Source organism: Neotabrizicola sp. VNH66, from assembly GCF_049445895.1.
Lineage (GTDB): Bacteria > Pseudomonadota > Alphaproteobacteria > Rhodobacterales > Rhodobacteraceae > Pseudogemmobacter.
This window is the reverse complement of sequence record NZ_JBMSDW010000023.1, coordinates 1-19777: the sequence shown is the minus strand read 5'-3', so window position 1 is coordinate 19777 and position 19777 is coordinate 1. Positions and strand designations below refer to the sequence as shown.

Genomic DNA, 19777 nt, shown 5'->3' with positions numbered 1-19777 from the left:
ATGGCAGAACGCAGCTTCAAGGCCGAGGTGCAGCACCTGCGCAAGGGTGCGGGCGACACCTTCACCGGCGAAGGGATTCTGGCGCTGACCAAGGCGCTGCTTGAAAACGGGGTCGGCTATGTCGGCGGCTATCAGGGCGCGCCGATCAGCCATATGATGGACGTGCTGGCCGATGCCGAAGAGCTGATGGCGGAACTGGGCGTCCGCTTCGAATCCAATGCAAACGAGGCGGCGGCGGCGGCGATGCTGGCGGCCAGCGTGCATTATCCCATCCGCGGGGCGGTCACTTTCAAGGGGCCTGTGGGGGTCAACGTCGCCTCGGACGCTTTGGCGAACCTGACCGACTCGGGCGTCACCGGCGGCGCGCTGATCATCGTGGGCGAGGATTATGGCGAAGGGTCCAGCATCATGCAGGAACGCAGCCACGCCTTTGCGATGAAATCGCAGATGTGGCTCTTGGATCCGCGGCCCAGCCTGCCCGCCATGGTGAAAGCCGTGGGCGACGGGTTCGAGATGTCCGAGGCGACGAACACGCCCGTGATGATGATCGTGCGGATCCGGTCCTGCCACGTCACCGGCACGTTCGAAACCCGCGACAACCAGCGCCCGAAGCTGACGGTGAAGGACGCGCTGTCGAACCCGCAGACCGATTTCACCCGCGTCGTGCTGCCGCCCTATACCTATCTGCACGAGCAGGACAAGGTTCAGAACCGCTGGCCCGCGGCTGAGAAATTCGTGCGCGAACGGGGGCTGAATGAATTCTTCGGGCCGAACGAGGCGAAGGTCGGCCTGATCGTGCAGGGCGGGATGTATAACGGCGTGATCCGCGCCTTGCAGCGCATGGGGCTGGCCGATCTGTATGGCAACAGCGACCTGCCGATCTATTGCCTGAACGTGGCCTATCCGCTGGTCTCGTCCGAATTCCTCGACTTCTGCGCGGGCAAGGACCATGTGCTGGTGGTCGAGGAAGGTCACCCCGAATTCATCGAACAGCAGCTGTCGGCCTATCTCTACCGCGCGGAATCCCGGGTGAAACTGCACGGCAAGGGCATCTTCCCGATGGGCGGGGAATATACCGGTCAGGTGATGCTGGATTCGATCAGCGCCTTCCTGAAGATCGCCGCGCCCGAAATGCTGCCCGCCACGGTGCGTGCCCCGAATGAGGACAAGCCGCAGCTGCCCGATCTGTCCAAGGTCGTGCCGATCCGCCCGCCGGGCTTTTGCACCGGCTGCCCGGAACGCCCGATCTTTGCCGCGCTGAAGATGGTGCAGCAGGATCTGGGCAAGCACCAGATCACCGCCGATATCGGCTGCCATCTCTTCGGCTCAATGCCGCCCTTCTATGTGGGCGGCGCGACCATGGGCTATGGGCTTGGGCCTGCCGCCAACGGCGCCTTTGACGGCGGGGGCGAACGGCGGCCGATCAGCATCATCGGGGACGGCGGGTTCTGGCATAACGGCCTGTCCTCCTCGATCGGGAACATGGTGTTCAACAAATCCGACGGGCTGGTCGTCGTCGTGGACAATTACTATTCCGCGGCGACGGGCGGGCAGGACATCCTGTCCAGCCGGGCTGACAACGATACCAAGGCGACGCAGCACCCCATCGCGGATGCGATCAAAGGCGTGGGCGTCAAATGGGTGCGCCAGATCGACCGCACCTATGACGTGCCCAAGCTGAAAGCCACCCTGACCGAGGCGCTGACCACCGATGCGAAGGGGCCGAAGGTCATCGTCGCCAGCAGCGAATGCATGCTGAACAAGCAGCGCCGCGAACGCCCGCTGAAGGCGCAGGCCATCAAGGAAGGCCGCCGCGTCGAAGCCCCCCGTTTCGGCGTGGATGAGGCGGTCTGCACCGGCGACCACGCCTGTATGCGCCTGTCCGGCTGCCCCTCTCTGGGGCTGAAGCACACCGATGACCCGCTGCGCGACGATCCCGTCGCCCGGATCGACCAGACCTGCGTCGGCTGCGGCAATTGCGGCGAGGTGGCGGATGCCGCCGTCCTTTGCCCCAGCTTCTACCGCGCCGATGTGGTCCACAACCCCAAGGGCGCCGAGAAATGGTGGGCCGGGAAACGCGCGGCCCTGATCGGCTGGCTGGCCCGCCGCCGGTCGTCCAGAACGCTGGAGTTCGCGGCATGACCCTGCAAGAGGTGATCCGGGCACGGAAGCCGGATGAAAAGCTGGCGCAGATCGTCAAGGTCGCGATCTATGCCGTGGGCGGCCAGGGTGGCGGCGTGCTGACCGGCTGGATCGAGGATCTGGCGCGAAGCCAGGGTTACGCCGCGCAGGCCACCAGCGTGGCCGGCGTCAGTCAACGCACCGGCGCCACGATCTATTATGTCGAAATGGCCCCGGCGGCAGGTGGGACGCCCGTGTTCAGCCTGATGCCCGCGGCGGGCGATGTGGATGTGATGATCTCGGCCGAATGGATGGAAGCCGGGCGCGCCATCATGCGCGGCTATGTGACGCCGGAGCGGACGACCCTCATCGCCTCGACCCATCGCAATCTGGCGGTCAGTGAGAAGATGGTGCCGGGGGATGGCGTGGCCGATGCCGAAGCCGTGCGCGAGGCGGCGATCCAGTCGGCCAAGCGGCTGATCGCGGCGGATTTCGAGACGGCGGCGGTCAAGGCGGGGTCGGTGATTTCCTCCACCCTGTTCGGGGCGCTGGCGGCTTCGGGCGCGCTGCCCTTCCCGCGCGCGGCCTATGAGGACACGATCCGCCATTCGGGCGGCAAGGGGATCGAGGCCAGCTTGCGCGCCTTTGCGGCAGGCTATGACGCCGCGCTGCAGGGCGACATCGGCCGCGATACGCCCGCCCCTGCCCCGCAGGCCACCCGTGCGCAAGGCCCGGCCCGGCTGATGGCGCGCTGGCAGGCACTGGAGGCACGGGCGGCCGCCCTGCCCGCCCCGGTGGCCGAGATGGCCGCCCATGGCCTGCGCAAGGTGGTGGAGTTTCAGGACCTTGCCTATGGCGCCGAATATCTGGACCGGCTGGATGCCGTGCTGGCCCGCGACCGCGCGCCGCACGATCTGTCGCGTGAGGCGGCGAAGTATCTGGCCAATGCCATGTGCTATGATGATGTGATCCGGGTGGCCGATCTGAAAACCCGCGGCGCGCGCTTCACCCGCATCCGGGGGGAAATGGGGGCGAAAGAGGGACAGTTGATGCAGCTGACCGAATTCATGCACCCAAGGGCCGAAGAAATCGCCGGGATGTTGCCCCGCGGTCTGGGCGCAAGGGTCGAGGCCAGCCCGAAATGGATGGGCCGGTTGAACCGCGTCTTCAGCCGCGGCCGCCGCATCCGCACCGACAGCCTCCGCGGCTATCTGATGCTTTACACCCTTGGCGGGATGAAATTCTGGCGCCGCCGCACCCTGCGCCACGCGCAGGAGGTGGCCCATCTGGACCGCTGGATCGCCATGGCACTGGCCGAGGTGGACCGCGACTATGCGCTGGCGGTGGAAATCGTGAAGTGCCGCCGTCTGATCAAGGGCTACAGCGACACCCATGCCCGCGGCCTGTCCAAGTTCGACCGGGTGACCGAGGCGATTGCGCTGGTCCGCACCCGCCCCGATGCCGCCGACTGGGCCCGCCGCCTGCGCGAAGCGGCGCTGAAGGATGAAGAGGGCAAGGCACTGGACGGCGCGGTGCAGACGATCCGCAGCTTCCTTTAACCGCCCGCACGGCGCCAGACCCGCCAGCCCGCCCAGACGAACAGCGCCAGAAGCAGCAGCTGGGCCACCAGAAACGGCGGTTCGGCCCCGGTCGGGGCCAGCGCCTTCAGCGGCGGCAGCTTGGTGAAGGCCTGCGCCACGGTGACAAAGGCCATGAAGAAGGTGCTGACCACGATTCCCGTCGCAAAAAGCCGCGCCCAGATCCCGCGCAGGTGAAAGCCATAGCGCGCCACGGCCATGCCGATCAGCACAGCCGTGGCCAGAATGCCCACGGCCACGGCGGGCGTCACCCCCGGCAGCGGGAACAGAAAGCCGGTACCCACGACAAAGGCCGTCAGCACGACAAAAACCCGGGTCCACAGTGCCGGTGTGGGGGCGAAATAGGCGCCGATGGCCACAAGCCCGAAGGCAAGGGCCAGAAAACTCGATCCGGTATGCACAAGAAGCAGGGTCTGCTGATCCATCTGGCTCTCCGCTGGCGGAACGCGGCGGGATGCCGCCAGTGGATGCTGCCTTGAATCACGGCTTTGTGATACGGAAATCGCGCGCAGCGGCAGGCCACACCTCAGGGGCGCGGCTTGTCATCCCAATCCTTGGTCAGAATTCGGTTTGCGTCGCCCTGCGGATCCTCGAACTGCCGGGTCCGCATCGCCCAGAAGAAGGCGGCCAGCCCGATGCCGCCCAGCAGCAGCGAGACGGGAATCAGGATGCCCAGAATTTCCATTACTTCAGCCTCAGCGCATTCAGGGACACGGTGATCGACGACAGCGACATGGCCAGCGCCGCCGCAAGCGGCGTGGCATGGCCCATCAGCGCCAGCGGCACCGCCACCACGTTATAGCCGCCCGAGATCAGGAAGTTCTCGACAATCCGCTTGCGCGACTGGCGGCTGATCCGCAGGGCATCGGCAATGGGTGCCATATCCTGCCCCAGAAGCACGATGTCCGAGGCAACCCGCGCCGCATCCAGCGCGGTGGCGGGCGACACCGACACATGCGCCGCGGCCAGCGCGGCCGTGTCGTTCAGCCCGTCGCCCACCATCAGCACATGCGCGCCTTCGGCCTTCAGCGCGGCCACGCGGGCGGCCTTTTCTGCCGGCAGCACCGCGGCGGACCAGTCTTCGATCCCCAGCCGGGCCGCAAGCGCCCTGACCGCGGCCGGGCTGTCGCCCGACAGCAGGATGACCCGATGTCCGGCGCGGGTCAGCGCAGCCATTACCTCGGTGGCACCCGGGCGCAGCCGGTCGGCGAAGGTAAAGGCGCGGGGGGTGCCCTCGCCTGTGCTCAGATAGGTGGCCGTTTCGGCCACGCCCTCAGCCCCGCACCATTCGGCGCGGCCAAGGCGGACGGGGCGGCCCTTCCAGACCCCCTCGACCCCATAGCCGGGCACTTCGCGGATGTCCTCTACCCGGGCCGGGCGAATGCCGCGGGCGCGGGCGCCGTCTGCCAAAGCCCGGGCGAGCGGATGGGCGGAGGCCCCGGCCAGCGCCAGCGCCACCTCCACCGCCGGAACGGGGTGGCTGTCCAGATTGGTGGGCTCCGGCGTGCCCATGGTCAGGGTGCCGGTCTTGTCGAAGACGACGGTATCCACCTCGGCCAGCCTTTCCAGCGCGGTGCCGTGCTTGATCAGCAGGCCCTTGCGGAACAGCCGCCCGCTGGCCGCCGTCACCACCGCCGGAACGGCTAGGCCAAGCGCGCAGGGGCAGGTGATGATCAGCACGGCGGCGGAGATATTCACCGCATAGCGCAGATCGCCCCCGGTGGCCCACATCCAGTAGCCGAAGGCGCTGAAGGACAGGACATGCACCAAGGGCGAATAGGCGCGCGAGGCGCGTTCCGCCAGCGAGGTGTAGCGGGTGCGCGCCGCCTCGGCCACGGCGACCAGATCGGCCATGCGGTGCAGGCTCGAGTCCTTGCCCGCCGCGGTCACCCGCAGGGTCAGGGGGCCGGTCAGGTTCACCTCACCGGCAGAGACCACGGTGCCGGGTTCCACGGCCACGGGCAGTGTCTCACCGGTCAGAAGGCTGCGGTCCAGTTCCGACCAGCCCTCGGCCACCACGCCATCCACCGGCATCCGGCCGCCGGGGCGCACCAGCACCAGATCGCCCACGGCCACCTCGGCAATCGGGCGAGTCACCTCGGCGCCATCCACCAGCACCACGGCGCGCGGCACCTCCAGCGCGGCCAGTTCCTGCGCGGCCGAACGCGCAATCGCCCGGGTGCGGTGGTCCAGATAGCGGCCCAGCAAAAGGAAGAAGCACAGCATCACCGCCGCATCGAAATAGGCGTGATGGCCGGAATTGATCGTCTCGAAGACCGAGATCGAGGAGGCAAGGATCAGCGCCAGCGAGATCGGCACATCCATGCCCAACCGCCCCGCCCGCAGGCTGCCCCAGGCCGAGCGGAAGAACGGCTGGCCGGAGAACACCACCGTGGGCAAAGCGATGGCGCCGGAAATCCAGTGGAACAGATCGCGCGTCACCCCGTCCGCACCGGACCAGACCGCCACGGACAGAAGCATGACGTTCATCATGGAAAAGAACGCCACGCCCAGACGCATCAGCAGGTCACGGGTCTGCCGGTCCGTCTCGGTCGAAGACAGAAGGCCGGGGTCCAGCTCATGCGCCTCATACCCCTGCCGGGCCAGTTCCGCGATCAGATCGGCGGGCCTCACCTCGGCCCCGGCCTGCACCGAAACACGCTTCAGCGTCAGGTTTAGCCGGGCCGACTGCACCCCCGGCATCCGATGCAGCGCGGATTCGACGGTGGAGATGCAGGCCGCACAATGGGCCGTGGGCAGGGACAGCATGATCCGCGCCTCGTCCTGCACCGCCATCTGCGCGATGCGCTCTGCCGAAGGTGCCGCCACACAGGCCGGGCAGGCCGACAGCCCGCCGCGCATCCCCTCGGCCCCGATCCTGTCGCCCGCGATGGACATGGCCTAGCTCCGCACCAGAAATTCTTCGCGCTTCTCGAACAGGGTGCCATCCTTGGCCTTCGCCGTCACCCGGATCATCCAGGGGCCCGGCGCCAGCGGCACCTCGGCCTCATAGATTCCATCCAGCCAGGTGAAGGCGGGGCGGACATCCTGCTCGGCCTCGGTCGTGCGGCCGATCAGCACGGACAGTTCGCCGACCTCGACCGGATTGCCCGCGGCATCGGTGAAAGCCAGCTTCATCCGGCCGCGTTCGTAGAGATGCGAGAAGGTCCAGCCAAGCGCCTCCTGTGCGGCGCGTTTCTTGTTGAATTCCTGGCTGGCGACATAAGAATTTTCCACTTCCAGTCCGGGAAAGGTGGAAACCGCCTTGAAGGCCATCAGCATATTGACCGCGATGATCACGCTGAAGGCGCCAACAGTGACAACCAGCATGTGGCGTCCGGTGAATTCGGCCATCATTTCGCTCCGGTTCCGTTGAAGACCGTATTCTTCTGCACACGGTCGCTGGAGGGTTGGGCGGGCGTGCCCTCATCGGCCACCCAGATCTGGATATCGGTGATCCCGGCCGTGGCGGCGGGGCTGCCGGGGGCTGCGGTGATATAGACCCGAACCTGCGCCGTCTCGTTCGCGGGCACAAGGATACGCTGCGCCTCCACCCCCTCAACCGCCACATCCAGCGGGACGGGGGCCGAAACCGAGATGTCGAACCAGCGTTCCTCGCCATGCTGGTTGCGCAGCCGCAGATCATAGGTGTTGCGGATGGTGCCATCGGACAGGGTGACATAGACCGGGTTGCGGACCGGCGTCACACTGACGTCAATCTCGGCCCGCAGGAACAACGCCACCACCAGCCCGATGCCGACCCCGGCCCAGAGGACGGTGTAAAGCACCGTCCGCGGGCGGAGGATATGGCTCCAGATGCTGCGGGGGGGCTGGCCGCCGCGCTCGCGCGCCTCATCCGTCAGGGCGACATAGCCGATCAGGTCGCGCGGCTTGCCGATCTTGTCCATCACATCGTTGCAGGCGTCGATGCACAGGCCGCAGGTGATGCAGGCCAGCTGCTGGCCATTGCGGATGTCGATCCCCATCGGGCAGACGTTCACGCAGGCCATGCAGTCGATGCAGTCGCCGTTGCCTTCGACGGTCTGCTTGCCCCGCGGCTCTCCCCTCCATTCGCGATAGGCGATGGTGATGGTGTCCTCATCCATCATCGCGGCCTGAATCCGCGGCCAGGGGCAGGCGTAGATGCAGATCTGTTCCCGCGCGAAACCGCCGAAGGCAAAGGTGGTCAAGGTCAGGATCAGCATGGTCGTATAGGCCACCGGATGGGCATTGCCGGTCACCAGATCGACCAGCAGCGTCGGCGCATCGGTGAAATAGAAGACCCAGGCGCCGCCGGTGGCCAGCCCGATCAGGAACCATGCCGTCCATTTCACCGCCCGTTTGCGGATCTTCTCGGCATCCCATTTCTGGCGGTGCAGGCGGATGCGGGCGTTGCGGTCGCCCTCGACCCAGCGTTCGACAAGGATGAACAGGTCGGTCCAGACGGTCTGCGGGCAGGCATAGCCGCACCAGACCCGCCCCGCAGCCGAGGTGAAGAGGAACAGCCCCAGCCCCGCCATGATCAGCAAACCGGCCACGAAATAGAATTCATGCGGCCAGATCTCGATCATGAAGAAGAAGAACCGCCGGTTCGCCAGATCGACCAGAACCGCCTGATCGGGCAGGTTCGGCCCACGGTCCCAGCGCAGCCACGGGGTGATGTAGTAAATCCCCAGCGTGATCGCCATGATCCACCATTTCGCGGTGCGGAAGGCGCCCTTGACGCGGCGGGGGAAGATCGGCTCACGCGCCGCATAAAGGCTGGGCGGGCTGGCTTCGGGAGTGCTCACCGAATATCTCCGGAATCGTATGCGAGTTTTGTCCTGCTATCGCAGAGCTTGGGCGCTGCGGCATTGACCTGCATCAATAGTGCACAGCGGACAGAGGTTTGATCGGACAACCGGCCGCAGGTCGCTTTGCCGCAGTGTAATATCTGGCAGGGCTGTAGTGGGGAGGGCTGTATCGGGGAGGGCTGTGCCCCGCCCCCCGAGGAAACGCGCGAACAGGGTGGAGGGCGGGGCTGCGACCCGGCAGAACCGGCGTCAGCTCCGGGATTCGCACGATCCGCCGCCGCCCGCCTTGACCTGTGTCAATCGCGGCGCGATCCCGCAAAGGATTGACGTGCGGTTTTCATCAGCCAGCGCGCGAAGACGCGGGCAGCCGGCCGCAGCGGACCCAGCCGCTGCACCAGCCAGTAATGCTCCGCCGGGCCGACCTCGGCCAGCATGACCAGCCGTCCCGCCGCCAGATCCTCCTCGATCAGCAGCCGCGCAGCCAAGGCCAGCCCCTGCCCTTCGCGCACCGCCTGCAAAAGCATGGGCGCCGGAAGGTAGACGGTGGCCCCGGGTGGAAGGCTCTGCCCGTGCCGGGCCAGAAGATCGGTGTGGCAGGGGCAGTTCGGCTCGGTCAGCCAGGGAAGGCGGGCCAGCGCCGCGAAATCGCCCGGCGTTACCCCCTGCGCCAGATCGGGCGTGCCCACGACGATCATCGCACTCGGCACCAGCGGCTGCGCCTCCAGATCGGGCCAGTCTCCGCGGCCGAACCGGATCGACAGATCCACGCCGCCCGGCACCAGCGGCCGGTCCAACGCCATGGAGTCCAGCCGCAGCTCCACCCCGGGATGCGCCTTGCGGAAATCAGGCAGGCGCGGCAGCAACCAGGACGAGGCGAAGCCCTGCGTCAGCGTCAGCTGCACCGGACGCAGGGCATCGGCGCCGGTCAGCTCGGCCACCACCCGCGCCATGCCGCCGAAACCCGCGCGCAGTTCTTGGGCCAGAACCTGTCCATCCGTGGTGATCTGCGGCAACGGGCCGGAGCGGTCCAGCAGCGACAGACCCAGATGCGATTCCAGTGCACGTATCTGCTGGCTGATCGCGGCATGGGAAACGTTCAGCGCCTGACCCGCCGCTGTCATGGAGCCGGTCTCGGCCCATGCAGCAAAGGCGCGCAGGGCGGCCAGAGGGGGAAGATTGCGCCAGATGTCCATGTAAGCCCGACTTACAGCCCGTGAAAAGGATGAGCTGGCAATGTCCCGGGAAACGCCGGAAAAGCAAGGCCATTGAAGCCTGACCCGGATCACTTGCCCGGGATTTGAACCAAGTCGCTTTTCAGCAGTGTAACGGTTGTGCGCGGGCGTTCCCCCCTGCCGCGGCCGTCATTCCCGGCAAACGGGTGCGCAGCGCTGTCCGGGTCCTTTCCCGGCGCCCGGGACGCAGAGGCACGGCGCAAATGAGAAGGGGGCCCGTCGGGCCCCCTTCCGTTTCTCCGGCATGGGCCGCAGGTTATTCGCCCCCACCCAGCGAATGGACGTAGTAGGACACCGCGCGGATATCGTCTTCGGTCAGCCGCTCGTTCCAGTTGGGCATCACGCCATAGCGGGCATAGGTCACCGTTTCGGTGATCGCCTCGCGTGAGCCGCCGTAGAGCCAGACCGCATCGGTCAGCTTCGGCGCGCCCTGCGCCCGGTCGCCCGAACCGTCATCCATGTGGCAGGCCGCGCAATTGTCGGCAAAGACCTGCGCCCCTGCCGTGGCCTTGGCCGCGTCATGCTCCTGCCCGGAGATCTGCAGCACATATTCCACCACATCGCCGATCTGGGTCTTGTCCAGCAGGCCATCGGCGCCGAATTTCGGCATCTCCGAGTAACGGGCGTCTGCATCGGTGGTGTTGCGGATGCCATGCGTCACGGTCAGGTGGATATCCTCCATCGTGCCGCCCCAGAGCCAGTCATCGTCCAAGAGGTTAGGATAACCCAGCTGCTGCACCCCCGCCGCGCCGGATCCATGGCATTGCGCGCAGTTGGTGCGGAAGACGGCGGCGCCCGCGTTTTCGGCATAAGAGGCCAGCGCCGGATCATCCTTGATCGCGTTCAGATCGGTGGCGATCAGCTTGGCCTTCACCTCGGCATTGCGGGCATCCCAGCCGGCGATTTCCGCCGCCACCAGATCCCGGTTCTTGGTGCCGCCCAGCAGGCCCTGCGTGGCCTGCGTCACCAGCGGCCAGGCCGGATAGGCGATGGTGTAGCCCACGCCCCAGACGATGCAGGCGTAGAACACCCAGACCCACCAGCGCGGCATCGGGTTGTCGAATTCCTCGATTCCGTCCCAGCTGTGGCCGGTGGTCGGAACCTCGCGCTCGACCTTGGTTACTTTCTTGGCGCACATGTCACGCCTCCGTCAGGTCAGGTTTCGGGGCTTCCGCAGCGGGCGTACGCTCGTTGCGGAAGATCGAATTGGCGATCTCGTCATGGGTCTGGCGGCTGCCCGGGCGAAACGCCCAGACGACGACCCCGGCAAAGACCAGAAACAGCGCGAGAAGGCCCCAGCTGTCCGCCATGTGGCGCAGGAAGGTGTAAATCTCCATCTTTCTGCCCCCCGTCAGCGGTTCGGATCGGGCGTGAAGGTCGAGAAATCGACCATCGTGCCAAGGACCTGGATATAGGCGATCAGCGCGTCCATCTCGGTCAGCGCGGGCTGGCCGTCGAAGTTGCGCACATTGACCGCCCGCCCGAAGGCCGCCGCGCCATAGCGTTCCTCAAGACCGGAGCTGTCGGCATTGGGGTCGGCCTGGGCCGTGAAGTCGGCCTTGGCGTTGTCGATCATGTCCTGCGTATAGGGCACGCCCACCATCGCATGGGTCTTCAGCACGTCCTGGATGTATTTTCCGTCGATCTTGCGGTTGGCCAGAAAGCCATAGGGCGGCATCAGCGATTCCGGCACGACCGACTTGGCATCGTAGAAGTGGTCCTGATGCCATTCGTCCGAGTAGCGCCCCCCCACGCGGGCCAGATCCGGGCCGGTGCGTTTGGACCCCCACTGGAACGGATGGTCATACATCGACTCGGCCGCCAGCGAGTAATGGCCGTAGCGCGTCACCTCGTCCCGCATCGGGCGGATCATCTGGCTGTGGCAGCCGTAGCAGCCTTCACGGATGTAGATGTCACGCCCCGCCAGTTCGAGAGGGGTGTAGGGACGCATCCCATCCACCTTCTCGATGGTGTTCTCGATGTAGAACAGCGGCACGATCTGCACCAGACCGCCGATGGTGACCACGATGAAGGCCAGCACCATCAGAAGCGTGGCGTGGGTCTCGATCTTCTTGTGTTTGTCAAGCAAAGCCATGGTTTGTCCCCCTTATTCCGCCGGAACGAAGGTGTTGGCGTTGACCGGGGCCTTGGCCGGCTGCGCACGGACGGTCATCCACAGGTTGTAGCACATGATGATCCCGCCGGTCAGATAGAGCACCCCGCCCAGCGTCCGCACCACCAGCATCGGGAACTTCGGCCCCAGCGTGTCGGCGAAGGCGTTGACGAGGAAGCCGTTGGCATCCACCTCGCGCCACATCAGGCCTTCCATGATCCCCGAGACCCACATGGCCGAGGCGTAGAGAACGATCCCGATGGTGGCGAGCCAGAAGTGCCAGCTGACCAGCTTCAGGCTATACAGCCCGCTGCGGTTCCACAGACGCGGCGTCAGGAAGTAGAGGGCGCCGAAGGTGATCATGCCGTTCCAGCCAAGCGCGCCGGAATGGACGTGGCCGATGGTCCAGTCGGTATAATGCGACAGGCTGTTCACCGCCTTGATCGACATCATCGGGCCTTCGAAAGTGGACATGCCGTAAAAGCCCACGGCGACCACCATCATGCGGATGATCGGGTCGGTGCGCAGCTTGTCCCAGGCGCCCGACAGCGTCATCAGCCCGTTGATCATGCCGCCCCACGACGGCATCCACAGGATGACCGAGAACACCATGCCAAGGGTCGATGCCCAGTCCGGCAGCGCAGTATAATGCAGGTGGTGCGGACCGGCCCAGATATACAGGAAGATCAGCGCCCAGAAGTGGATGATCGACAGCTTGTAGCTGAAGACCGGCTTTTCCGCCTGCTTGGGGATGAAGTAATACATCATGCCCAGAAAGCCCGCGGTCAGGAAGAAGCCCACGGCGTTATGGCCATACCACCACTGGATCATCGCATCCTGCACGCCCGAGGTGACCTGCACCGAGGCAGAGCCCAGGATCGAGACCGGGATCGCCATGTTGTTCACAAGGTGAAGCATCGCGATGGTGATGATCATCGACAGGTAGAACCAGTTCGCCACATAGATATGCGGCTCTTTCCGCTTGTAGAGGGTGCCGGCATAGACGGCGAGGAAGGCCACCCAGACGGCGGTGATCCAGATGTCGATGTACCAGACCGGCTCGGCATATTCCTTGCCCTGCGTGCCGCCCAGAACATAGCTGGACGCGGCCAGCACGATCATCAGGTTCCAGCCCCAGAACACGAACCAGCCCAGATTGCCGCCCCAAAGCCGCACGGCGCTGGTGCGCTGCACGACATAGAAGGCGGTGCAGATCAGGGCGTTGCCGCCGAAGGCGAAGATCACCGCGCTGGTGTGCAGCGGGCGCAAGCGGCCGAAGTTGCCGATGCCCTGAAGAAATTCGAAATTGAGCCACGGAAAGGCCAGCTGGGCGGCAATGACCACGCCCACCAGAAACCCGACCACCCCCCAGAAAGCGGTCGCGATGACCCCTGCCCGCACCACGCCGTCCGCGTATTCGTTCGGAGTGGCTACCTTGGGCTCACCGATGCCGCGCAGCACCACCACGAAGGTGATACCAGCCGCAAGCATGACGGTGATTGCGTTGACCATATAGGCCAGATCGTGCGCATAATTGGCGGCGATCGCGGCAAGAACCGCAACCGCGCCAAGCACGATCAGCTTTACGTAATCCCACATTTTGCGTCCCTTCGTCTTTATTTTTCCGGGCAGGGCGAACGCGACTCGTCCCCTGAACAGAGTTTTCGACTAGAATGCTTCTGTAACCAGCTCAACCGCCGCGCCTTGATCTGCGTCAACACGTCTCTGCGGCAGATTTGACCTCAATCAAGGCGGGTGAGCTATTCTGCACCCAGACTGCGACACACAAACCCGCAGGAGGCAAACATGGCCTACAAATCTCTTCTCACCCTGGCCTCATCGGCCGAAGGCGTGGCCGCCGCAGTGGATGCGGCGGCAAGGGTCGCATTGGCGTCGGACGCGCATCTTGATGCGCTGGCGCTTGGGGTGGACCGGTCGCAGATCGGCTATTCCTATGTCGGTTCCGGCGCGGTGATCCTGCAGATCGCCATGGAACGGGCCGAGGAAGAGGCCCGGCTGAACGGAAAGGCGCTGAAGGATGCGCTGGCGGCGCAGGGGCCGGACCTGCGCTTCTCGCTGGATTCGGCGGTGGCGCAGCTGGGCGCGCTGACCGATCTGGTCTCGTCACGCGCGCGCTATGCCGATCTGGTGGTTCTGCCCAAACCCTATGGCAAGGGCAGCGGCCCCGAGGCTGAAGCTGTGATTGAGGCCGCGATGTTCGAAGGGCAGGCCCCGGTTCTGGTGGTGCCCGAGCGCGGCTTTGCCGCCGGCGCTGCCCCGCGCCGCGTGGTGCTGGCCTGGAACCAGAGCCGCGAGGCGCTGGTCGCCGCCCGCCGCGCGCTACCGTTCCTGAAGGCGGCCGAACAGGTGGTGATCACCATCGTCGATCCCCCCGCCCACGGACCTGAACGGTCTGACCCCGGCGGCATGCTGTGCCAGTTGCTGGTGCGCCATGGTGTCAAGGCCGAGGTCGCCGTTCTCGCCCGCACCCTGCCCCGGATCTCGGACGTGCTGGCGCGGCAATGCCAGGATCTGGACGCCGACCTTCTGGTCATGGGCGCCTACGGCCATTCCCGCTTCCGCGAGGCGATTCTGGGCGGCGCGACCCGCAACATGCTGGAAAGCGCGCAGGTTCCGCTCTTTCTGGCGCATTGACCCGTCCCCGGCCGCCCACCCCAGGGCGGCCCCTTCGCGACGCAGCAGGCACCATGAAAGTGGTGCCGGTGAAGGGACTCGAACCCCCGACCCCATCATTACGAATTGTTTTCCTTAGCAATATCAATGTATTGGAGCGCGACTGACAGCGTTGCAGCAACCATCACAACGCCTTGGCAGGCCTCGTCTTTCCCGAACTTCAGGCTTGCACGCCGTTGGACACCGCCGGGCCGCACCGCATGGCGCTTCCATACTATGGCCCTACAGATTTTCGTTTGCCCTACTAAAACTCGAGGGGTCAAACCGGCAGCTTCTATTTGCTTTAGCTGGCTGGTCCCGCACTCTCTACGCTGCCTTGCCCCCAGCCCACCCCACCCCATCAACGGGCCGCTCAGAACCCAGCTGGCAGGCCGCCCTCCAGTGGACCCCTCTGTGGCGCATCTGTGATCCTTCTTGAACTGGCACCCCCGCCAAGGCACTGTTCCGTCACGACACCGGGAGGCCAACGCTTTGCAGACAGACGATTTTTCTATTGAAACCATTTTGGCAGAAAGCCATCGCTTCATGGTTCCGCTGTATCAGCGCAAGTACCAGTGGGCTGATGATCGCCTTACGCCCTTTTGGGATGATGTCGAAGCAAAGGCGACGGAAGTGCTCGAAGGCAACAGTCGCTTCCAGCACTACATGGGCGCGCTCATCCTCTCGCCCCTTGGGGAAGGATCGCAGATCGGCATTACACCGCGAATGCAGATCGTAGATGGTCAACAGCGGCTGACCACGTTTCAGCTATTCCTTGCGGCACTCAGAGAAATAGCGAGAGAAAACGAACTGCCAGAAGTCATTGAACAGGTGAATGGATACCTTTTCAACGTTCCACGATCAAAAGACACTGACCCTCTCGTCAGGTTCAAGCTGACACCGACGCCATCCGACCGCGAGGTCTTCCACGACATCATCGACAGCCCTTACCGGGAGGTGCGGATCAAGTACAACCGGTACTACTGGGGCGGTGGGGTGCCAAAGAACACGCCCGTTCGTGCACTGCGCGCCTATGTCTTGTTCCTTAACTTCATCAGACAATTTGCACTGACCGGTCCCACGGATGTGCAGCGGGAGGAAGAAGACGGCGACGAACCGAAGTCTACCGAACGCGCGCCCAAGGAACTGATCGAACAGCGCCTCGACGCTCTGCTACGTGCCGTCCTCGCACAGATGAAGCTGGTCGTTATTACGCTTGGTGAAGGCGATGATGCACAGGTCATCTTTCAGTCGCTGAACTCGCAGGGGCTACCGTTGCTGGCCATGGATCTTGTCCGCAACAACATTTTTCATCGTGCGGAAAGGCAAAGCGCTTCAACTGAGGAATTGTACAAGGAGCTGTGGGACCCATTCGACGATTACTGGTGGAAGGAGAACGCACCGAACGCGAGACCGATGCGACCTCGGATCGACCATTTCTTGGCTCATGTTCTCGCCGCCGAAACCGGGGCCTCCATCGCCATGCGCGAGTTGTATTCGGAGTACCGAGCGTTTGCGACGCCACGCGGTAAACCGCGCTTCCCAGATGTCGAAGATGAACTCAAGTTGTTGCAAAGACACGCGCCCATCTACGAAACGCTAGAAGGTAGAAAGAGTGCGAATCCGACGATGGCATGGTTGGGTCGAAAGCTGGCAACGTGGCAACTAACGACGGCCTACCCGGTGATGATGCAGGTAGCGTCGGCGGGCCTGCCAGAAGCCGAACAGGATCGGATCGCACGGCTCATTTATTCCTATGTGGTTCGCCGCGCGGTCTGTGAAATGACCAACAAGAACCTGAACAAGCTGTTTCAGGCAATTTCTCAGCGCTTCTATGAAGATACGCCTTCCTATGACTTGCTTCGTACCTTCTTCCTCAGCAGGTCAGGAGAAAGCTCCCGCTTCCCAAACGACGACGAGTTCAAACGCGCCATTTTGACAAAGCCTGTCTACCGAAACGCACCCGGCGAAAGGAACAAGGACATCCTGTGGGAGCTTGAACTTGCAAGCCGGTCAAAGTTCTCTGAGACGGCGGCCAGAGCTAGCGGCCTGTGGACAGAGCATGTTCTTCCGGTGTCATGGAATGAGGATTGGCCCTACGCAGAAGGCGATTTTGTGGCTAGGGGTTCCGCTGACCCAAGGGCTGACGCACGGGATGCATTGCTGCAAACCTTGGGAAACTTGACCCTCATCACTGGTGCGCTGAATATCTCTTCGGGCAACAAAGGGTTCATGCAGAAGCGCGAGAAGTTCGAGGAGCACACATCCTTGTTCTTGAACAAGTGGTTCACCAAACGAACAGCCTGGACCGAAGCAGATATCAGAGAACGCGGCGAGCATCTTGCGGAGAAGGCTGTATTGATCTGGCCCAGCCCGGAAGTCTGATCACTTCTAGAATGTAATCGAACGGTTAGAAGCGGGCCATAACAGCCCGCCTCTAGGTTACTTGCGCTTGCGGTCCGGTGCTTGGGTAAGCGCCGAAGCCGCCACGCTCTTCACGGCCTTCGGGGTCTTGGGGTTGGCCAACAGCTTGGCAGCCTTGGAAGCAACCCGGCGCGATGTGCTTTCGTTCTTTGCCATCACACATCCCCCTTACGCGTGCTGGATCAGCGTCCAAGTCACCGCTTTCCCGCCATAGGGCGGCATGCGGTTCCCCTTGGCGATGGGAGCGGTAGTACTGGGGGTTCCCACGACCTTCCATACACCGCTTTCCGGGCAGGCCTCACCAGTCTTTGCTGTCGTGCCCAGAGGGGCACGGGTCTTCGCTGCGTAGTTCACGATTGGTCTCCTTATGCTCCGGCGTCCGTGTTTGGCTATCCGGTTTCGTATAGATATATCGAACGCTTCACTTCGTCAACCCATGTGGTATGATTGCGTATCACACGACCTTACGGCGCACCTCTGGCTGGTGCGCCGTAATGATTCTGGGAGGAAGATTCATGTCGTTTGCCACGAGGCTGAACCAGCTCAGGCTTCGCAAAGGTCAATCATTACAAGATGTTGCTGATGCTATAGGCGTATCGAAGACCCATATTTGGGAGTTGGAGAAGGGACGCAGCGACAACCCTTCGCTGGAAATGCTCACCAAGCTCGCGAACCACTTTGGGGTGACCATCCGAAGCTTGGTCGGTGAAGACCCCGAATCGTCAGAGGACGAAAAGCTAGCGATGATGTTCCGGCAGGCCGGTGAACTAGGCCCAAACGACCGCGCTGTGCTGGAAGACATGATCCGTTCAATGGTTGCGAGGAATCAGAAGCGTGGCGCTGAAAATTGAAAGAATGGAAATTGACGATGCAGGCGCAAATCCAAAGAAACTGGCAGAGTCCATCGTAAAACAGCTTCCACCAGGAACACAGGCGGTACCAGTGAGGGAAATCGCTAAGGCGATTGATATCTATGAAATCCGTGAAGCTGCACTCGATGGGCTAGAAGGCGGCCTAATCGTTCCTGAAAACAAGGCCAACGGTGCGATCTTGGTACACGCTGATCGGCCTGAGACCCGCAAACGCTACACAATCGCGCATGAGATTGGCCACTATGTGAACCCAAACCATCGCGCCAGTAGCCCTGAGGGCTTCAGATGCTCGCGCAAAGATATGGCGATCCACTCGGCAAAGACGGGCGACAGGCACGCCAAGATGGAGGCCGAAGCCAATCAGTTTGCTGCTGAACTGCTGATGCCCGACTCCTACGTGAAATCCTTCATGCGGCGGAGAATAGGTGCCGACCTCGAACATGTCATCGCAATGGCTGAGTGGTTTGAGGTAAGCAAGGAGGCAGCAGCGCGTCGATACATTTCAAAGTTAGATGCGCCTGCTGCAATTGTATTTTCGTGCAACGGTCAGATTCGCTACATCCAACCAAATAGCGCTTTCCCTAGGATGTCGCTTTGGAACGGTGCGCCGGTTCCTGAGGGCTCTCTGTCTGCCACTAGCCGTGCAGCAATTGGCAAGGTAACTGATACGGTCGAGATACATGGACATCTTTGGCTGGAACGCTCCGCGGGACTGTCATTGGGCGAGCAGACTGTCGCGCAGCAGAATGGTTATCGTATGACGTTGTTGACGGTTGAGCAGTTGGATGCAGATGGAGAAGAGGAAGAGGAAAACTGGCAAGCACCACGCTTCAGGTGACACCACATTACCTGATAACTCTTTATCCAACGATCTTGCTGTTCGTCCCTTATCCGCGCGCGTGAGGAAACGGTTTGCTTCGACCGAACCCATATTCCAGCTGATATTGCCCCACATCAATCCCCTCTACTATGTGTCATCCATTTTGGCGTCAGCGCTATTCTTCCGATTGACCCGATTAAAGATTTCTCTCGCTAGGTGCTCATGGGCCGCCGAACGAAAATCCTTATCTGTCATGACCCGCGAGAAGATTTCGTCATTCCCTTCCATACGGTCGATGAATAGTTCATCAAGCATCCGTTCCAAGTAGGACGAAAAGTTTGCCAGATTGTTCGCTTTGGCCGCTTCGACGATCTTCTCATCTTCTTGTGCGCTAGCGCTGATCTGGTCAAAGAAAAGTTGATCGGCTTCGGTAAAATCTGTTCCGAAACGCTCATTCAACTTGCTGATTAGGCTTGAGAGGATCACCTCATCATCTGGCGTCCGAGCCGTTCCAACGTCGGTGGGTCCTTTAAGCGGATCGGCTTCGCCGTCCCTGAGGTCGATGGAGCCTTCGGTCATCTGCTGGAGCCGGAAGTAACGAAGCGCAACTTCATCATCCAACACAAATGCCTTTCCGTCACCCGGAGGTGGCAGCTTGGCAAGCAGATTGCGCACAAAGGCGTATAGCTTCTCAAGCTCACTGTCCTGATATGGAATGATCTGCGAAAGGAACGCATAGAGATTTCGATAGGCGGTCAGCTGACCCCGAAACTCGTCTTGCTCCGCTTCTTCGCGCTCGCTGAACCTCTGCACCACAGCATCAAGAACGGCGTTCATCAGGCGATGGTCGGTGGCCGAATGATCGCGGCGTTTTCGATACCAAACCTCTGCAAAGCCATTCACGTCCGCAGGAGCGAAGATTGCCCAGCTAAGAAGCTTATACTGCAACTCCGATAGCCTGTGCGGGTCTGCATTCTCGCCTATGGGCGTCGTTTCGTAATAGGTGTTGATTTCCACTGAGAAGTGACCCGGGTTTTCCATCGAGATTTGACCCACCTCTGATTATGGATTTCGGTTCAGTTTTGGGTCAAGGGCGGGTTTCACTCCTTCTTTTTTCGGGCTGTTGCGGCT

General features: G+C 62.9%; 19 protein-coding genes. 6 read left to right on the top strand and 13 right to left on the bottom strand.

Annotated features, from left to right (window positions below; all coding sequences use genetic code 11):
* Positions 1-2142, top strand: coding sequence for a thiamine pyrophosphate-dependent enzyme (locus tag ACO2Q5_RS21380; RefSeq protein ID WP_423294844.1), 2142 nt, complete (start codon positions 1-3; stop codon positions 2140-2142).
* Entirely contained in the window at positions 2139-3680 is a 1542-nt protein-coding gene (locus tag ACO2Q5_RS21375; protein WP_423294842.1) for an indolepyruvate oxidoreductase subunit beta family protein, read from the top strand. Before ACO2Q5_RS21380 ends, ACO2Q5_RS21375 begins: the two co-directional genes overlap by 4 nt.
* On the opposite strand, the gene ACO2Q5_RS21370 is transcribed toward ACO2Q5_RS21375, so the two are convergent.
* The 10 genes from ACO2Q5_RS21370 to ccoN all read right to left on the bottom strand — a co-directional run bounded on the left by ACO2Q5_RS21370 (position 3677) and on the right by ccoN (position 13456).
* Positions 3677-4144: a hypothetical protein gene (locus ACO2Q5_RS21370; protein ID WP_423294840.1), complete on the bottom strand. Its 468-nt coding sequence runs from the start codon at positions 4142-4144 to the stop codon at positions 3677-3679. The genes ACO2Q5_RS21375 and ACO2Q5_RS21370 overlap by 4 nt on opposite strands.
* Before the next feature lie 101 nt (positions 4145-4245).
* Positions 4246-4404 (bottom strand): cbb3-type cytochrome oxidase assembly protein CcoS, encoded by a 159-nt coding sequence (gene ccoS, locus ACO2Q5_RS21365; protein ID WP_423294838.1) that lies wholly within the window; start codon positions 4402-4404, stop codon positions 4246-4248.
* Complete coding sequence (locus tag ACO2Q5_RS21360) at positions 4404-6617, bottom strand: heavy metal translocating P-type ATPase (protein ID WP_423294836.1); 2214 nt, start codon at positions 6615-6617, stop codon at positions 4404-4406. The genes ccoS and ACO2Q5_RS21360 overlap by 1 nt, the downstream gene beginning before the upstream one ends.
* A gap of 3 nt (positions 6618-6620) precedes the next feature.
* The gene (locus ACO2Q5_RS21355; protein ID WP_423294834.1) at positions 6621-7073 is read right to left on the bottom strand and encodes a FixH family protein; all 453 of its coding nucleotides are present in this window, start codon (positions 7071-7073) and stop codon (positions 6621-6623) included.
* A complete protein-coding gene (ccoG, locus tag ACO2Q5_RS21350) occupies positions 7073-8509 on the bottom strand; it encodes a cytochrome c oxidase accessory protein CcoG (RefSeq protein ID WP_423294832.1) in 1437 nt (478 codons plus the stop codon). Before ccoG ends, ACO2Q5_RS21355 begins: the two co-directional genes overlap by 1 nt.
* A 299-nt stretch (positions 8510-8808) precedes the next feature.
* Positions 8809-9705: a LysR family transcriptional regulator gene (locus ACO2Q5_RS21345; RefSeq protein WP_423294830.1), complete on the bottom strand. Its 897-nt coding sequence runs from the start codon at positions 9703-9705 to the stop codon at positions 8809-8811.
* A 295-nt stretch (positions 9706-10000) separates the two neighbouring features.
* Entirely contained in the window at positions 10001-10882 is an 882-nt protein-coding gene (gene ccoP, locus ACO2Q5_RS21340; protein WP_423294828.1) for a cytochrome-c oxidase, cbb3-type subunit III, read from the bottom strand.
* Position 10883: 1 nt separating this feature from the next.
* Positions 10884-11081 carry a cbb3-type cytochrome c oxidase subunit 3 gene (locus ACO2Q5_RS21335; RefSeq protein ID WP_423294826.1) on the bottom strand — a complete coding sequence of 66 codons (198 nt, stop codon included), beginning with the start codon at positions 11079-11081 and terminating at the stop codon, positions 10884-10886.
* A 14-nt stretch (positions 11082-11095) separates the two neighbouring features.
* Complete coding sequence (ccoO, locus tag ACO2Q5_RS21330) at positions 11096-11839, bottom strand: cytochrome-c oxidase, cbb3-type subunit II (RefSeq protein WP_423294824.1); 744 nt, start codon at positions 11837-11839, stop codon at positions 11096-11098.
* A 12-nt stretch (positions 11840-11851) separates the two neighbouring features.
* Complete coding sequence (gene ccoN, locus ACO2Q5_RS21325) at positions 11852-13456, bottom strand: cytochrome-c oxidase, cbb3-type subunit I (protein ID WP_423294822.1); 1605 nt, start codon at positions 13454-13456, stop codon at positions 11852-11854.
* 207 nt (positions 13457-13663) lie between these two features.
* Here ccoN and ACO2Q5_RS21320 point away from each other — a divergent pair, with 207 nt between their 5' ends.
* Both ACO2Q5_RS21320 and ACO2Q5_RS21315 read left to right on the top strand, forming a co-directional pair.
* Positions 13664-14512, top strand: a complete 849-nt coding sequence (locus tag ACO2Q5_RS21320) for a universal stress protein (RefSeq protein ID WP_423294820.1) — start codon at positions 13664-13666, stop codon at positions 14510-14512.
* 510 nt (positions 14513-15022) lie between these two features.
* Positions 15023-16915 (top strand): DUF262 domain-containing protein, encoded by a 1893-nt coding sequence (locus ACO2Q5_RS21315; protein WP_423294818.1) that lies wholly within the window; start codon positions 15023-15025, stop codon positions 16913-16915.
* Between the two features lie 57 nt (positions 16916-16972).
* On the opposite strand, the gene ACO2Q5_RS21310 is transcribed toward ACO2Q5_RS21315, so the two are convergent.
* Positions 16973-17110 carry a hypothetical protein gene (locus ACO2Q5_RS21310; protein ID WP_202661557.1) on the bottom strand — a complete coding sequence of 46 codons (138 nt, stop codon included), beginning with the start codon at positions 17108-17110 and terminating at the stop codon, positions 16973-16975.
* Between the two features lie 12 nt (positions 17111-17122).
* Positions 17123-17308, bottom strand: a complete 186-nt coding sequence (locus ACO2Q5_RS21305) for a hypothetical protein (protein ID WP_423294816.1) — start codon at positions 17306-17308, stop codon at positions 17123-17125.
* A gap of 161 nt (positions 17309-17469) precedes the next feature.
* On the opposite strand from ACO2Q5_RS21305, the gene ACO2Q5_RS21300 reads away from it, so the two are divergent.
* The gene (locus ACO2Q5_RS21300) at positions 17470-17805 is read left to right on the top strand and encodes a helix-turn-helix domain-containing protein (protein ID WP_202661558.1); all 336 of its coding nucleotides are present in this window, start codon (positions 17470-17472) and stop codon (positions 17803-17805) included.
* Entirely contained in the window at positions 17789-18664 is an 876-nt protein-coding gene (locus ACO2Q5_RS21295; protein ID WP_423294814.1) for an ImmA/IrrE family metallo-endopeptidase, read from the top strand. The genes ACO2Q5_RS21300 and ACO2Q5_RS21295 overlap by 17 nt, the downstream gene beginning before the upstream one ends.
* Before the next feature lie 129 nt (positions 18665-18793).
* Here ACO2Q5_RS21295 and ACO2Q5_RS21290 read toward each other — a convergent pair whose 3' ends face one another.
* Complete coding sequence (locus ACO2Q5_RS21290; RefSeq protein WP_423294812.1) at positions 18794-19687, bottom strand: hypothetical protein; 894 nt, start codon at positions 19685-19687, stop codon at positions 18794-18796.
* Between the last annotated feature and the right edge of the window lie 90 nt (positions 19688-19777).

What these genes read in the sequence shown, in the direction of transcription:
- ACO2Q5_RS21380 (WP_423294844.1), top strand. Translation starts at nt 1, where the DNA reads ATGGCAGAACGCAGCTTCAAGGCCGAGGTGCAGCACCTGCGCAAGGGT.
- ACO2Q5_RS21375 (WP_423294842.1), top strand. Translation starts at nt 2,139, where the DNA reads ATGACCCTGCAAGAGGTGATCCGGGCACGGAAGCCGGATGAAAAGCTG.
- ACO2Q5_RS21370 (WP_423294840.1), bottom strand. Translation starts at nt 4,144, where the DNA reads ATGGATCAGCAGACCCTGCTTCTTGTGCATACCGGATCGAGTTTTCTG.
- ccoS (WP_423294838.1), bottom strand. Translation starts at nt 4,404, where the DNA reads ATGGAAATTCTGGGCATCCTGATTCCCGTCTCGCTGCTGCTGGGCGGC.
- ACO2Q5_RS21360 (WP_423294836.1), bottom strand. Translation starts at nt 6,617, where the DNA reads ATGTCCATCGCGGGCGACAGGATCGGGGCCGAGGGGATGCGCGGCGGG.
- ACO2Q5_RS21355 (WP_423294834.1), bottom strand. Translation starts at nt 7,073, where the DNA reads ATGGCCGAATTCACCGGACGCCACATGCTGGTTGTCACTGTTGGCGCC.
- ACO2Q5_RS21345 (WP_423294830.1), bottom strand. Translation starts at nt 9,705, where the DNA reads ATGGACATCTGGCGCAATCTTCCCCCTCTGGCCGCCCTGCGCGCCTTT.
- ccoP (WP_423294828.1), bottom strand. Translation starts at nt 10,882, where the DNA reads ATGTGCGCCAAGAAAGTAACCAAGGTCGAGCGCGAGGTTCCGACCACC.
- ACO2Q5_RS21335 (WP_423294826.1), bottom strand. Translation starts at nt 11,081, where the DNA reads ATGGAGATTTACACCTTCCTGCGCCACATGGCGGACAGCTGGGGCCTT.
- ccoO (WP_423294824.1), bottom strand. Translation starts at nt 11,839, where the DNA reads ATGGCTTTGCTTGACAAACACAAGAAGATCGAGACCCACGCCACGCTT.
- ccoN (WP_423294822.1), bottom strand. Translation starts at nt 13,456, where the DNA reads ATGTGGGATTACGTAAAGCTGATCGTGCTTGGCGCGGTTGCGGTTCTT.
- ACO2Q5_RS21320 (WP_423294820.1), top strand. Translation starts at nt 13,664, where the DNA reads ATGGCCTACAAATCTCTTCTCACCCTGGCCTCATCGGCCGAAGGCGTG.
- ACO2Q5_RS21310 (WP_202661557.1), bottom strand. Translation starts at nt 17,110, where the DNA reads ATGGCAAAGAACGAAAGCACATCGCGCCGGGTTGCTTCCAAGGCTGCC.
- ACO2Q5_RS21300 (WP_202661558.1), top strand. Translation starts at nt 17,470, where the DNA reads ATGTCGTTTGCCACGAGGCTGAACCAGCTCAGGCTTCGCAAAGGTCAA.
- ACO2Q5_RS21290 (WP_423294812.1), bottom strand. Translation starts at nt 19,687, where the DNA reads ATGGAAAACCCGGGTCACTTCTCAGTGGAAATCAACACCTATTACGAA.